This is a genomic window from Shewanella sp. DC2-4 (assembly GCF_013248875.1).
Lineage (GTDB): Bacteria > Pseudomonadota > Gammaproteobacteria > Enterobacterales > Shewanellaceae > Shewanella > Shewanella oncorhynchi.
Genome location: NZ_JABRVR010000002.1, coordinates 1,328,805 through 1,343,132, shown reverse-complemented (window position 1 = coordinate 1,343,132; position 14,328 = coordinate 1,328,805). Strand labels below are relative to the sequence as shown.

Sequence of the window (14,328 nt, the reverse complement as noted above, 5' to 3'; positions counted from 1 at the left end):
TGTAATTTTTAATAAAAATCTAATTATGCTTGCTTAAGCACCGCCGCCTTTGCCGCGGCACAATTTCGGCCCGCGTTGCGACCAGTAACAACGCCCTCTGCGACAGCACAAGCGCCTAAACGGCTAGCACCGTGAATTCCTCCGGTTGCTTCACCTGCGGCATACAGCCCTGGAATGGCTTGGTAGGTGACTAAATGCAGTACTTCTGATCGGGTATTCACTTTAACGCCGCCCATGCAATAGTGAACTTTTGGCCACATACGAACGGCATACCAAGGCCCTTTATCTAGCACAATGGCTTCTTGCAGAGGACGTGCGAATTCTTTATCAACACCATTTTTTACCGCTTCGTTCCAACGGGCGACTTGAGCTTTTAGTGCTTTGGCTGGCATACCATAAATAGCAGCAAGTTCGTCTAAGGTTTCTGCTTTACTAATCACCTTATATTTCAGTCCCCAATCTAAGGTTTGCGCCTTACTAGCCCCTTCTGCATTAGTGAAACCAATAGGATAAACAGGCTGACCATGTTCATCACGGCGAGTCATGATAGCGTCAGCTCTCGCTTTACGATCTGCAAGTTCATTGAAAAAACGTTCACCAGTGCGCACATCCACCACAATACCGTGGGGATAGGTCGCAATCGTGTTGAACTGGGATGCAGTACCAAAGCCTTTTTCATCGGGAGATGCCCATGGGCCGAGTTGAATTTGGTCTAAATGAATAGGGTTAGCACCTAAGAGCATCATTTGCTTTAGGGCTTCTGAAGTTGCACCAGCATGATTGGTGGAATCTAAGTCGTTATTTAACTCAGGTAGTTGCATCATGCGATATTCAATATCGCGACCAAAGCCCCCCGTTGCCATAACAACACCACGGCGCGCGCCTATGCGACGTATTTTACCGGTTCGCTCATTAGGGAAATAAAAACCTTCACGAACTTCGACCCCAATCACGCGACCATCGAGATCTTTCACAAAGCTTTCGAGCTTGGTCTGATTTCTCATCACCACGCCTTTATCTCTCGCGGCGTTAATCAGCGGTCTGATAATACCTGCCCCTGAACTTTCAACGGTTTGCAAGACTCGTTGTATTGAGTGTCCACCAAAATGCTGCACAAAAGGTTTCCACTTAACCCCATGTTCAATCAACCACTGACAGGATTCAGCCGTGCCATTACACACCAGTTTTAACATCTCAACATCGTTCATGCCCCGACCTGCTCGCATCATATCGGCGACCATTTCATCGACAGAATCATTAATTCCAGCCTGTTTTTGCAACTCAGAGCCCGCCACAGCCATGGCACCGCCATTGATAGTTGAATTACCACCAAAGACTGGCATCTTGTCCACAACCATAACGCTCACACCAGCCTCTCTAGCTTGTAATGCCGCAGACATCCCAGCAAAGCCACTGCCGACAACTAATACATCCACAATCTCATCAAATACTTCAGGAGCAACACCACAATTGGCTGTTGCAGGTAAGGCTATTGCAGCCCCAAAGCCAGCAGCCATCACGGCCCCACCTTTTAGCAACTGCCGACGGCCTGTATCAATATCTTGAGTTTTACTCATGCTTACTTCCTTCAATAATGGCTGGAACTTGTCAGCATGGAAGTGCATGCGCTGTGCCAAGCACCTAAAAAGAGGTAATTAAGTGGGGAACTTTGATTGGAGGCACGGAATCACGAAATATAAAGATCTACAATCACGATACTTAATGATTAACATGAAATATCAATGGAAAAACACTTTTATCACGAATCGACACTGAGATTATTCAGTAGCCTACAACTCGAAAAGTCCCTGCAAAGTTACTTCGAGTTTATTCGGGATGAACTGCCTATTGATGGGCTATTTATTAATATTTTTCGCAAACAATTTAATGACATACAATTTATAGCTCATGTCAATGCTAACCAATCATGTACCTTAGATAGGCAAATATCTATCCCTGAAGAACTGGCTAAGTGCTTAGATGACCCTCAACGCCCACGCGTGAGAATTGTTAATGATATTGAGCACGACCCAATCACAGCTTTAGTTGCACCTAAGGTGATCAGTGGTATTCGTTCGCTGATCATTTTGAGAATGTCTATCGAAAATACCCACCTTGGGATAGTCGGATTTTATGCCAAAACGACAGGCGTTTTTCGCCCTCGTCATGCTGATTTAATTGCTCCGCATATGCATGCATTAGCCTTGATCACTGCACTAAATCTACGCGGACGTAATTTACTTAAAGAAAATGAAGCACTCTCAAAGCAGAATGTGAGTCTTCGCAGAACACTGGATGTCCAGAATGGCGTAGTGGGAGCCAATTCAGGCTTGAAACACGTCATGCAGCAAGTGCAATCTATTGCCAAGATTAATACGACCGTCCTAATGCTGGGTGAAACGGGGTGTGGAAAAGAAGTAATAGCCAATGCTATTCACGAACTTTCTGAACGTTCAGATAAGCCCTTTATCAAGGTCAACTGCGGCGCCATTCCAGATACTTTGATTGACTCCGAACTCTTTGGTTATGAAAAAGGGGCATTTACTGGGGCTGAGTCCCGTAAAATTGGCTACTTCGAACAAGCCAATGGCGGCACTATCTTCCTCGATGAAATTGGTGAGCTACCACTATCCGCACAGGTTCGATTACTCCGTGTACTTCAAAATAGCAGTATTACCCGTGTAGGTGGGCATGATGCTGTACAGCTTGATATTCGTATAGTGGCTGCCACCCATAGAAATTTACAAGCTATGGTACACAGAGAAATGTTTCGGGAAGATCTTTGGTATCGCTTAGCTATTTTCCCTATTGAAATCCCTTCATTAAGACAAAGACGTACAGACATTCCTTTACTCGTACAGCATTTTATCGAGCAACTGAGTTCAAAGTTCAACCTGCCTCAATTGCCAAGAGTTGCACCGGAACAATTGAATATTCTGAATCAATACGCTTGGCCAGGAAATGTCCGAGAACTCATTAACGTGCTCGAACGGGCGATAATACAACAACCTTCGGGACCGTTAGATTTTGGCTTCCTTGCTCCACATCAGGGTGAGGAAATTACGACCCAAGCAAATCAAACCGTTATCATAGATCCAAACTATGCGAGCGATAAACTTGTGCCCCTTGATGTTATGACCAGAAAATACATTAGTCATGCACTGCGGATTACAGGTGGAAAACTCTATGGTCCAGGAGGTGCGGCTGAGTTATTGGACATCAATGCTAATACGCTGCGTAGCAAAATGAAGAAACTGGGGATTGTGTAATCTTTCAAGGCTAACGAGTGCGCTATAACAAAAATAGAAAGCATCGGTTAACAAAGTGCATAAATAACAAAGGTCACATAAGTGACCGTTGAAAAATTAATGATAACCATAGGATCTAGAAGAAATAACGGATTCCCACCGCATAGTTGTTATCTTGTAGATCTTCATAGGCTTTATCATCCATACTGCTGAAATCTATTTTGGCCTCAACGTACATAATTGTGTCGCGGCTATAGCGATAATGCAGACCTAACACTGCAAATTGGCGTGTCCATTTTCCTTGGATCGCAGTATCTACATCGGTATCAAGATCTTGATATGTCAGTAATACAGTTGGAACGAAACCATTATCATACTGATAAGCAACAATAAACTCTGCTCCAGTTGAATCATATAAATCTCCACCCACTAATTCGTTTTGCTCACTCTTATGGGCGTTAAAACCTACGTATAAACCGTCAGCATCACGACCTGGAGCATATTGATAGAAACTACCGTATTGGGCGCCAATACCAATAATTTGGTTAGTGTTATCAACCTCTTGGCCTGCAAGATTTCCGGTAAAATCACCACGATTAAATCCCGCTAGCACTTTAAATTTATCAGTAAAGTTGTAAGTTACACTTGCACCGTAGCTAGGTTCGAAACTCAATTCGGAACCATCTTTCAAGGGAGCACCACTGCCATCATACAAGGCAACATCGCTATTTTGTTTAGAGGCATACTGCACTGCGACATGTAGATTACCAAAAGTATTACGATATTGCAGCGCAGCATCGGCACGTCCTGCCCCTGTTAAACCACCGTCACCGAAGGTATAGGCCCCCACTGACCACCCCGTAAAAGCATTGAGCACATCGGTTGTGTAAGCAACATCATAGTAAGCCCCCCATTGCTTACCAAAACTGATCTTTCCCCATTTCTCATGGGACATCCCTACATAACCCAGTCGATTGAATAAAAAATCTGAATTTTTAGATGCAGATAACTGACCGCCACCTTGGCCTTGCGTGTATATAAGGCCGTCATCACTGGTCACCATATTGATACCCCATTCCGTATGGGCAAAGGAGCTCCAGCCATTTTTCTCTTGACGGTCGAAACGAAAACCAACACGAGAAAAATTATCTATAACGGAAGTTTCATGACCATCATTTAACGCGGCAAAACCTAACCAACCTATCATGTTAACGCTGTTAGTTTGGTCATTATACAACTCAACGGCTTGAGCAGTTCCCATTAACAATAAGCTTGGGATCATCAAAGCGAGCAATGTCTTTTTCATTTCATCTACCTTTAAATTCAGCGAAACCACATATAATTACATGATTTATTTGATATATTATTTTCCCCAATCAATAGTAAGCAGGTTATATGCCACCGGGAGGAAAAGCTGAAAATCAAGGTGTTTTTTAGATACGGATCAGGCAATCTCGAAATATCGTGATTATCGGTTGTTAAATACCGTTAGATAAATTAAATGTCGTTATTACATCAAAAGACAATAACGACATATATGCAACAAGTGTGTCATTACACTGCTGTTGTAGATTTGCGGCTATTAGAAGCTGAACGACTGGTTGATCGAGTTACCGAACTTTTGGAACTAGTCTTTTGGGAAGCATATTTGTTGGAACCATCGTTTTTTGTTGTACCTATACCTTTCGCTGAACTTGATTTTTTAGAGTACGACTTACGATAACCGGATTTATTACTTGCCGTTTTACGATAACCTTGGCCTTGTAAACCATTAAGCGCGGTTGGCAGTTGTGCGCCTGCATTCTGGATAAGCGTGGATAAGGTGCCGAGCAGTGGCTGCATAAAGGCTTGATAAGAGGTTTCTTTATGGCAAATGCCGTTCAAGCTCGCTTCCCAAAGCGCTGTCATATCCGGCGTAGTCGCACTCGCGGGCAAGCTGTTAATCAATCCTTTCCCCACGTCTGTCGAGACAATAGATTTACCTAAGCGTTGTAAAAAACCGCGTTTGAACAGCAATTCGATAATACCTGCACGGGTGGCCTCTGTACCTAATCCGTCGGTTTCTTTAAGAATTTTACGGATCTCAGGATCGGTCACATAACGGCTAATACCCGTCATAGCACCGAGTAAAGTGGCATCGTTAAAGGCCTTTGGTGGTTGAGTATTTTTCTCCAACAATTCGCCTCGAGTACAATGCAAAGCCTGTCCCAATTTCAAAGGCGGTAATTGGCCGATAAACTCGTCATTCTCCTCATCGTCCTTACCTGCGCTTTCTTCCGTCGACTTGTTGCCACTCGCCTTACTGCCATTTGGCTCTTGGCGGGCAAAGAGTTGCTTCCAGCCGAGGGATTTATCCTGACGCGCCTTGGTATTAAATAAGCCACCCTCGATTGTCACTTGCACTGTGGTTTCACTGTAACAATAAGCCGGATAAAACTGGGCTAAGTACTGGCGAGCAACATGAAGATATAACTGCCTCTCACGCTGACTCAAGCTAGATAAGTTAGCCGTCTTCTCTGTGGGGACGATTGCGTGATGGGCGTCCACTTTTTTATCATCCCATGCTTTAGATTTAAGACGGGGATCGGGTGCATCAGCACCTTGCAATAACTCAGCAGCACCGTCACTTATCGCCTTAAGTACCGAAGGCGCAAGGTTATGTTGCTCAACGGGTAAATAACGACTGTCGGAGCGTGGGTAAGTAATGAGTTTATGACGTTCATACAAACTTTGGCAGGTATCGAGCACATCCTTAGCACTCATGCCAAACCGTTTCGCCGCATCAATTTGCAACGCGGATAAGCTGTAGGGCAATGGTGGATTCTGTTTCTTGTCCTTAGCCACTAATTGAGTGACTAAGGCGGGTTTATCACTGATGCGACTCACCACATTTTGCGCTAGCCCTCTCGCTAACACTCGTCCTTCTTCATCCATATAGGGCTGACAAGCTTCGCTAGGTTGCCACTTGGCGCTGAAGGTTTCTTGCTTCTCGGTCGCCAAATGCGCTAGTACTTCATAAAAAGGTTTAGATTGAAAGTGGGCAATCTCTTCATCACGGCGCACCACTAGCCCAAGCAATGGCGTTTGTACTCGGCCGACGGATAACACGCCTTGATAACCGACCTTTTTACCTTGGATGGTGTACGCGCGGGTCATATTCATGCCATAGAGCCAATCGGCACGACTGCGGGCTAATGCCGATGTGGATAAAGGAATAAACTCGCGATTGCTGCGTAGCTGCGTTAGCGCCCGTTTTACAGCTTGTGGGTTTAAGTCACTGATCAGTAAACGCTGAGTTTGATGTAGCTTGTCCCCCGTCACGCCAAGATAGGCAATCACTTCATCCACGAGTAACTGCCCTTCACGGTCGGGATCGCCCGCATTAACCAAGGTGTTGGCTTGTTTGACTAATCGTTTTAGCACTGTGAGTTGACTGCGGGTTGCGGCCTTAGGTTTGAGTTGCCACTTGTCTGGCACTATTGGTAGGTGCTCAAACTTCCATGCTTTAAATTCAGGATTATAGGCGTCAGGTTCTGCTTGTTCGAGCAAGTGACCGACACACCAAGACACACAATCGCCATTGGCGGCTTCGATAAATCCATCGCCTTTTTTATGGGGTTTAGGCAATACATCGGCAATGGCCCGCCCTAGGCTAGGTTTTTCTGCGATATAAAGGATCATACAAACACCAAACACTGGATATAATTACAGTATAATTTAGCCCAAACGCCTGTTGAGTGCAAATTTCTGTAGTAAACCGTGCTTAAATGTCAAAGCTTAAGTGTAAATTTAATTGCGAATGATTCTCAACAAGGCATAAGATACATTAAATGACTAAGGAGTAACTATGAGACAATTTGCAATAAATGCGCGACAAGCAATGACAATAACTCCAGCATTAATATTAAGATTCAATCAGTTATTGATATTCCATAGCTTAATGTTACTCGCATTAAGCATGCTCACCAGTACCTGGCTGGGACAAATGAAAATCATCGATATGCCGTTAGCATGGGGATTCATTCTCGTCATTCCTATTGCTGTGAGTTTATCTCTATTACTCAGCCATCAAATCACGCGCCATAGCTTAAGCAGCTTATTCGGCGTGTGGATGCTACTTTGGGTAATGGGATAACTGACATTCATAATAAATCACTACCGTATTTCGAGTTAACTCGCCCCTCTGCTCTATTTATCCATGCTAAAACTCAATTTCAAAACACATTGATTTCAAATATTTAACATTTTAACTATGAAGCTCCCTAAAAAATAGTTATGTTGAGTATCTTGGATATTTACAAAAAATGTCTTAATCAAAAGTGAATGTCCTAACTCAACATCTGTTGAATAACCGTAAACCTAAAAACTCTGCTAAAACAACACAATAAAGGAATCGGAGTCTATGAATGAGATTGTCAACGCGATCAATAGTGTAATTTGGAGCCCTGCACTTATTTTTCTTTGCCTAGGTGTCGGGCTCTATTTCTCCCTTCGCACTCGATTTTTACAGCTGCGCCATCTGCCAGAAATGATCCGCCTGATGTTTGATGGTAAGAGTACTGATGCGGGAGTGTCGTCTTTTCAAGCACTCGCGATGACATTAGCGGGTCGAGTCGGTACAGGTAACATTGCAGGGGTCGCCACAGCAATCACCTTTGGTGGTCCTGGCGCTTTATTTTGGATGTGGATGGTTGCCTTTCTCGGTGCCAGCTCCGCCTTCGTTGAATCTACCTTAGGTCAAGTCTATAAAGAAAAAATCAATGGCGAGTATCGTGGTGGGCCTGCTTTTTATATTGAAAAAGGCTTAGGCATGAAATGGTATGCATGGGTATTTGCAATTGCGACCATATTTGCTTGCGGGATCCTGCTGCCGGGCGTACAAGCTAACTCGATAGGTTCAAGTTTAAAAACCGCTTTCAACATAGATCCTAATGTGACTGCAGCCATACTGGCTATGCTTCTTGGCTTTATCATTTTTGGCGGTGTAAAACGTATCGCTCACTTTGCCAGTGCCGTCGTCCCCTTTATGGCACTGGGTTACATCATAGTGGCTTGTGTCATCATAGCGCTAAATATTGGCCAGCTACCGGGTATTTTATGGTTAATTATCAAAAGTGCCTTTGGCTTTGATGCGGGTTTTGGTGCCATTTTAGGCTTAGCCATCATGTGGGGGGTAAAGCGGGGTATTTACTCCAACGAAGCGGGTCAAGGTACAGCGCCACATGCCTCATCTGCAGCGGCGGTAAGCCATCCAGCCAAACAAGGGTTAGTTCAAGCTTTTTCTGTGTATATCGACACCTTATTCGTTTGCTCTGCAACTGGTTTCATGCTGCTTATTACAGGACTGTATAATGTTCAGGGCCCAGACGGTGCGGCGCTCTATACCGGCATTGCCGGAGTCGCTGCAGGACCAGGCTACGTACAAACGGCAATGGAAAGTATGATGCCAGGATTTGGCAATATCTTTGTGGCTATCGCACTCTTCTTCTTCGCCTTTACGACCATAGTGGCTTATTACTACATTGCCGAGACCAACATTGCCTATATCAACCGTAAAGTAAATCATCCTTGGTTCATGGTCGTTCTCAAAGTCGTGATCATTGGCTCAACCGTATACGGCACAGTTAAAACGGCTGATATGGCTTGGGGAATGGGTGACATTGGTGTTGGACTCATGGCATGGCTCAATATTATTGCCATTATTCTATTAAGGAAAACCGCATTCACTTGCCTAAAAGATTATGAATCACAGCAAGCACTCGGCATAGAGCCACTTTTTGACCCGGTAAAACTGGGTATTAAAAATGCGGATTACTGGGTTGAACGTAAACACGCTGAAGAAAATGTAATGACTGAAACAACACAACGCATAAATACGTAGACGTTATCACGATGATCCGTTAAGCAAATATAAGCCATTAAAAAGCCAGTGATTTCTCACTGGCTTTTTTGTATCGTTTAGAACAAAAATAACACAAAATTTACGATACTGAATGACCCACAATCTTTATGGGTGACAGACGTTATGCAGCTCTAAGTTAGTGCCGATATCTTTATTTCGATCGGCTTTAGCATCATCATTACGCAGTTGCGTCAAGTGATCTAAATACGCTTGGTCAACGTCGTTCGTGATGTAGTGACCATCAAATACGGACGTTTCGAAACGTTTAATTGCAGGATTCTCCATTCTTACCGCTTCAATTAAATCGGGTAAGTCTTGGAAAATAATGCCATCAGCACCAATTAACTTGGCGATTTCATCGGCATCACGACCGTGTGCAATAAGCTCATTCGACGTTGGCATGTCAATACCGTACACGTTCGGGAAACGAATTTCCGGTGCGGCAGAGGCAAAGTACACTTTCTTAGCACCTGCTTCACGGGCCATTTCGATGATTTGCTCTGAGGTCGTACCGCGAACGATAGAGTCGTCCACCAGCAAGACATTTTTGCCTTTGAACTCAGTGTTAATCGCATTCAACTTACGACGCACTGACTTCTTACGCTCCTGTTGACCAGGCATGATGAAGGTACGGCCAATATAACGGTTTTTCACAAAACCTTGGCGGTACGGTAAGTCCATGCAACGGGCAATCTCCAGCGCGATATCGCAAGAGGTTTCAGGAATAGGAATAACCACGTCGATATCGTGATCGTACCATTCTTTCTTAATCTTCTCGCCAAGCTTAGCGCCCATGTTGACGCGACTTGCATATACAGACACTTTGTCGATCGTCGAATCTGGACGGGCAAAATAGACGAATTCGAAGATACAAGGTGCATAGCTAGGCTCGGCTGCACATTGACGGGTATACAGCTGACCGTCAATTGAAACATAAATCGCTTCACCCGGTGCCACATCACGCATCACTTCAAAGCCAACAGCATCGAGTGCCACGCTTTCAGAAGCCACCATGTATTCAGTGCCAGTGGCGGTTTCGTGCTTACCTAATACTAAAGGACGAATACCAAATGGGTCACGGAACGCAACTAAGCCTTGACCAATAATCATGGCAACAACCGCGTAGGCGCCACGAGCTTGTTGGTGTACGTTAGCGACCGCATCGAACACTTCTTCCGACGTCAGGGTTAAACTCGTGGTTTTTTGCAGTTCGTCGGCCAACAGGTTTAACAAGACTTCAGAATCCGAAGTGGTGTTAACATGACGACGCTTTTTGATCAGTCCTTCGGCTAATTCGACTGTGTTGGTTAAGTTACCGTTATGGGCTAATGAGATCCCAAATGGCGAGTTAACATAGAAAGGCTGCGCTTCAGATGCGCTTGAACTGCCCGCAGTTGGATAACGCACATGGCCAATACCAGCATTACCTTGTAGGCGTTGCATATGTTTGACTTCAAAAACGTCTTTAACCAAACCATTGGCTTTACGTAGTCTGAAAGCACCACGATCAATGGTCACAATACCTGCCGCATCCTGACCTCTGTGCTGCAACACTGTCAGTGCATCATAAATGGTCTGATTAACCGATGATTGGCCAACTATTCCGACGATACCACACATGGGTAAGCTTCCTCATTGTAAGATGTTCTATCACTTAGGATTATTTTATTTTCTTTCTTATAGTTTGGGTACAAAGCTGGAGGTATTTTCCAAATAGTCAAAAAACCATTGAATAACAACGCCAAATTCGGGTACTAGCACAGAATCTTTCCACCATTGGGAGTTGGGAGAGCCTGTAAAAGCATCCATGAAAAACAACAAGGCGCTCACAATAAGCGCGCCTCGAATAGCACCGAAGCACAAGCCCAAAAGCCTGTCAGTGCCAGATAATCCGGTTTTGACAACAAGTTGTCCGAGAATATAGTTAACTAAGGCACCGAGTACCAAAGTGGTAATAAAGAGGATGGCAATAGAAACGCCATTACGCAGCATCTCATCGTTCATTTGTGTTAAGTGAACGGCAAGATCTTGGTAAAATTGGCTGGCAACAAAGAAAGCCGCAAACCATACCACTAAGGACATGGCTTCTTTGGCAAATCCACGGATCAGACTGATAAGAGTCGATAATCCGATGACGAATATGATAGCGTAATCAATCCAAACCATTGAGATGGCTTTCCGACATGGGCTTTAAGACGGCGCGATTCTACCAGAGACTGAAACGATTCTCACCCCTAGTGAGGTAAATAAATCATTTTCAGTCTCGAGTGTTGTATCACCATTAAGATTCTAAGGGATTAAAAGGAACAATCCAGCCCTTGAGACGTGTAAGGTTTTCCACCTCAACTTGTACTTTCTTCAGCTTTGCCTCAGACACATCGGGTCCGACAAACACTTTAGTTAATACGCCATCTTTAGGGTTTTCAGGAATAGTGTACGCTTTAAAACCACTCTTACGCAGCTGTGCAACCAAGGCTTTAACATTCGTTGCGTTGTTAAAACTGCCAAGCTGCAAGGTAAAGCCACTTTTCAAGCTGTCACGGCTGACCACTTTAACGGCATCCTCTTTGGCTGCACTGGCTTTGGGCGTTTCTGCTTTAGGCTTTTCAGCCTTAGCCACAGTAGTCGCTTTAGCGTCCGCTTTTTTAGCCGGCTCAGTTTTTACAGTGGCTTTAGGCGGCTCTTTTTTAGCTTCAGGTTTCGTTTCAGGCTTAGGCTCTGCTTTTTTAACATCAGGCTTAACGTCTTTCTTAACATCTTGCTTTGCGACTTCGATTACTGGCGCAACGGCAGACTTTTCATTGTCAGCATTAACTGGCATTTCGGCTAAGGCGACCTCAGTCCCATTCAGCGCGGCAGCATCCTCGGCTGACAAGACTTCAAACATATCATCGTCGGCTTTTTGCTGCTCAATCACGGTCGGGCGCAAAGGAATTTCGGAAAACTGCTCTTCTTGGCGATCTTTTTTGCCATCCAAAATATCCGGCAAAAAAATTACCCCAAGCGCAACCAGCACCACAGTGCCGACTAAACGATTATGAAACTGGCTAGACAAAACTGACTTCCTGCATAAATTGAGACTTAAAACCTGCCACAGTGTAAAAGGAGCCAAACACAATTACCACATCATCTGGGTTAATTTGCGCTTTTAATGCAGACCAAGCCTCAGATATGTCCTCAAACTCAAATGCAGCAGCCTCAGTGGCTAATGTTTTGCGTAGCATGGCCGAACTCGCGCCACGCTCACCGTGCAGACTGACCAAATACCAAGTGTCGATCAGTGGATTGATCACAGGCAACACACCTGCAATATCTTTATCCTTCAGCATGCCGCAAAGGGCGAACACGCGCTTACCCACAACGATTGGCGCTAACTGTTGTACCAAAAACCGCGCCGCATGGGGATTATGGGCAACATCGAGTAACACTAACGGCTGCTCACTCACCCGCTCTAATCGACCCGTTAACCGAGCCGTGCTAATACCCTCAGCAATAATTGAAGGCGTGATATCCGGCCAGCCCTGCTCAATCACTGCCAATACAGTCGCCGCATTAGGTAATGGCAAAGTTGGTAACGCTAAATCGTGCAGTTTGAGCACTTGACCTTGAAAATCCCACAGATTGCCATGGGCTTGATAACTGAATTCGTTACCGACGCGATACAAGATGGCGCCAACCTCATTGGCGACATCATTGACAGTGTGTGGCAAGTTGGGTTCACCGACAATGGCAGGTTTACCACGGCGGAAAATGCCCGCCTTTTCACGGCCCACAAGCTCACGGGTATTACCGAGATAACTTTCATGGTCTAAATCGACCGACGTCAGTACGCTAATGTCGGCATCGATAATATTGGTGGCATCTAAGCGTCCACCTAAACCGACTTCTAAGATAACCACGTCAAGCTTAGCGGCTTTAAAGAGTATCAAGCCTGCAAGCGTAGCGTATTCAAAAAATGTCAGAGAAATATCGCCGCGCGCGGCTTCAATTTGCTCAAATGCCGTAACAAAATCGCTATCACTGACATCGCTACCATTGATACGCACTCGCTCGTTGTACTTCAGCATGTGTGGCGAACTGTATACGCCCACCGTCAAACCCGATAAGCGCAGAATATTTTCGAGCATGGCGCAGGTGGTACCTTTGCCGTTCGTCCCCGCCACTGTCACTATCTTGGTTGGACCTAAATCCAAAAGACCAAGGGTTTGCGCGACCTTAGAGACACGGGTTAACCCCATATCGATTTCGGTTGGATGTATAGATAGCAAATAATCCAACCACTGTTCCAATGCTGCATTTGACGCTGGTACTGTAAGCATGTCCGTATATCCTCGTATTCGATTATCTCTCAAATAAGATCTTTTCAATCCAACATGAATAATGGCCCAAGGGCGAGCTTAGGTAATTGATATTGTTCTGGATAAGTCACATCAACTAAATAGAGTCCATGGGGTTTAGCCGTTGCTGCGGCTTGGTTTCTGTCTTTTAACGCGAGCAAATCGCCCATCCAAGTCAGTGGCTGATTACCTAGACCGATTTCTAACAATGAACCGACAATATTGCGCACCATGTGATGCAAGAAAGCATTCGCGGCGATATCAACAATCACATACATACCTTGGCGCGTGACATTAACGCAATGCACATTACGAAACGGTGTTTTCGACTGACACTGAACAGCGCGAAAGCTAGTAAAATCCTGCTCACCTAAGAGTGCCTGTGCCGCTTGGTGCATTTTGTCAGCATCGATATTGCCGTGATAATGGCTTACACCATGGCGTAAAATCCCAGGGCGAAAAGTGTGATTATAAATCACATAGCGGTAGCGTCTGGCGGTGGCCGAAAAGCGCGCATGGAAACTGTCGTCGACTTCTTTGACCCAACGTACGGCAATATTGTCGGGCAAATTAGCATTAACCCCTAAGGTCCATGCGCCTTCATTACGAATGGCATTGGTTTCAAAATGGACCACTTGGCCTGTGGCATGCACGCCCGCATCGGTACGGCCAGCGCAGAAGACGCCGATAGGCTCATTAGCCACTATCGATAACGCCCGTTCTAATTGCCCTTGTACTGAATCGACTTCGGCCTGACGTTGCCAGCCAAAATAACCATTACCGTCATATTCAATACCTAATGCAATCCGCATCCACTTATCCTCACAATTGATTTAGCGGC

The 14,328-nt window shown here is 45.0% G+C and carries 11 protein-coding genes; 3 read left to right on the top strand and 8 right to left on the bottom strand.

The window, feature by feature from the left end; translation table 11 throughout:
- Window positions 1–23: 23 nt before the first annotated feature.
- Window positions 24–1,577, bottom strand: a complete 1,554-nt coding sequence (locus tag HQQ92_RS06660; RefSeq protein WP_173244074.1) for a flavocytochrome c — start codon at window positions 1,575–1,577, stop codon at window positions 24–26.
- Window positions 1,578–1,742: 165 nt separating this feature from the next.
- Between HQQ92_RS06660 and HQQ92_RS06655 the strand changes: the two genes are divergently transcribed.
- A complete protein-coding gene (locus tag HQQ92_RS06655; protein ID WP_173244071.1) occupies window positions 1,743–3,269 on the top strand; it encodes a sigma-54-dependent Fis family transcriptional regulator in 1,527 nt (508 codons plus the stop codon).
- Window positions 3,270–3,384: 115 nt separating this feature from the next.
- Here HQQ92_RS06655 and HQQ92_RS06650 read toward each other — a convergent pair whose 3' ends face one another.
- Both HQQ92_RS06650 and HQQ92_RS06645 read right to left on the bottom strand, forming a co-directional pair.
- Window positions 3,385–4,554, bottom strand: coding sequence for a porin (locus HQQ92_RS06650; protein ID WP_173244068.1), 1,170 nt, complete (start codon window positions 4,552–4,554; stop codon window positions 3,385–3,387).
- A gap of 248 nt (window positions 4,555–4,802) precedes the next feature.
- Window positions 4,803–6,929, bottom strand: coding sequence for a DNA topoisomerase III (locus HQQ92_RS06645; protein WP_173244065.1), 2,127 nt, complete (start codon window positions 6,927–6,929; stop codon window positions 4,803–4,805).
- A 166-nt stretch (window positions 6,930–7,095) separates the two neighbouring features.
- On the opposite strand from HQQ92_RS06645, the gene HQQ92_RS06640 reads away from it, so the two are divergent.
- Both HQQ92_RS06640 and HQQ92_RS06635 read left to right on the top strand, forming a co-directional pair.
- Window positions 7,096–7,383, top strand: coding sequence for a hypothetical protein (locus HQQ92_RS06640; RefSeq protein WP_173244062.1), 288 nt, complete (start codon window positions 7,096–7,098; stop codon window positions 7,381–7,383).
- Between the two features lie 267 nt (window positions 7,384–7,650).
- On the top strand, window positions 7,651–9,129 hold the full coding sequence (locus tag HQQ92_RS06635; RefSeq protein ID WP_173244059.1) for a sodium:alanine symporter family protein: 1,479 nt from the start codon (window positions 7,651–7,653) through the stop codon (window positions 9,127–9,129).
- A gap of 126 nt (window positions 9,130–9,255) precedes the next feature.
- Here the strand turns inward: HQQ92_RS06635 and purF are convergent, their stop codons facing one another.
- From purF to truA, 5 genes are all read right to left on the bottom strand, one after another.
- On the bottom strand, window positions 9,256–10,770 hold the full coding sequence (purF, locus tag HQQ92_RS06630; protein WP_028761029.1) for an amidophosphoribosyltransferase: 1,515 nt from the start codon (window positions 10,768–10,770) through the stop codon (window positions 9,256–9,258).
- Between the two features lie 57 nt (window positions 10,771–10,827).
- Window positions 10,828–11,316, bottom strand: coding sequence for a CvpA family protein (locus tag HQQ92_RS06625; RefSeq protein ID WP_028761030.1), 489 nt, complete (start codon window positions 11,314–11,316; stop codon window positions 10,828–10,830).
- 115 nt (window positions 11,317–11,431) lie between these two features.
- A complete protein-coding gene (locus HQQ92_RS06620) occupies window positions 11,432–12,205 on the bottom strand; it encodes an SPOR domain-containing protein (RefSeq protein ID WP_028761031.1) in 774 nt (257 codons plus the stop codon).
- The gene (folC, locus tag HQQ92_RS06615) at window positions 12,198–13,469 is read right to left on the bottom strand and encodes a bifunctional tetrahydrofolate synthase/dihydrofolate synthase (protein WP_173244056.1); all 1,272 of its coding nucleotides are present in this window, start codon (window positions 13,467–13,469) and stop codon (window positions 12,198–12,200) included. Before folC ends, HQQ92_RS06620 begins: the two co-directional genes overlap by 8 nt.
- A gap of 44 nt (window positions 13,470–13,513) precedes the next feature.
- A complete protein-coding gene (gene truA / locus HQQ92_RS06610) occupies window positions 13,514–14,299 on the bottom strand; it encodes a tRNA pseudouridine(38-40) synthase TruA (protein ID WP_028761033.1) in 786 nt (261 codons plus the stop codon).
- Between the last annotated feature and the right edge of the window lie 29 nt (window positions 14,300–14,328).

Bases quoted from the DNA above. Each gene is read 5' to 3' on its own strand.
- HQQ92_RS06660 (WP_173244074.1), bottom strand. From the start codon at position 1,577: ATGAGTAAAACTCAAGATATTGATACAGGCCGTCGGCAGTTGCTAAAA.
- HQQ92_RS06655 (WP_173244071.1), top strand. From the start codon at position 1,743: ATGGAAAAACACTTTTATCACGAATCGACACTGAGATTATTCAGTAGC.
- HQQ92_RS06650 (WP_173244068.1), bottom strand. From the start codon at position 4,554: ATGAAAAAGACATTGCTCGCTTTGATGATCCCAAGCTTATTGTTAATG.
- HQQ92_RS06645 (WP_173244065.1), bottom strand. From the start codon at position 6,929: ATGATCCTTTATATCGCAGAAAAACCTAGCCTAGGGCGGGCCATTGCC.
- HQQ92_RS06640 (WP_173244062.1), top strand. From the start codon at position 7,096: ATGAGACAATTTGCAATAAATGCGCGACAAGCAATGACAATAACTCCA.
- HQQ92_RS06635 (WP_173244059.1), top strand. From the start codon at position 7,651: ATGAATGAGATTGTCAACGCGATCAATAGTGTAATTTGGAGCCCTGCA.
- purF (WP_028761029.1), bottom strand. From the start codon at position 10,770: ATGTGTGGTATCGTCGGAATAGTTGGCCAATCATCGGTTAATCAGACC.
- HQQ92_RS06625 (WP_028761030.1), bottom strand. From the start codon at position 11,316: ATGGTTTGGATTGATTACGCTATCATATTCGTCATCGGATTATCGACT.
- folC (WP_173244056.1), bottom strand. From the start codon at position 13,469: ATGCTTACAGTACCAGCGTCAAATGCAGCATTGGAACAGTGGTTGGAT.
- truA (WP_028761033.1), bottom strand. From the start codon at position 14,299: ATGCGGATTGCATTAGGTATTGAATATGACGGTAATGGTTATTTTGGC.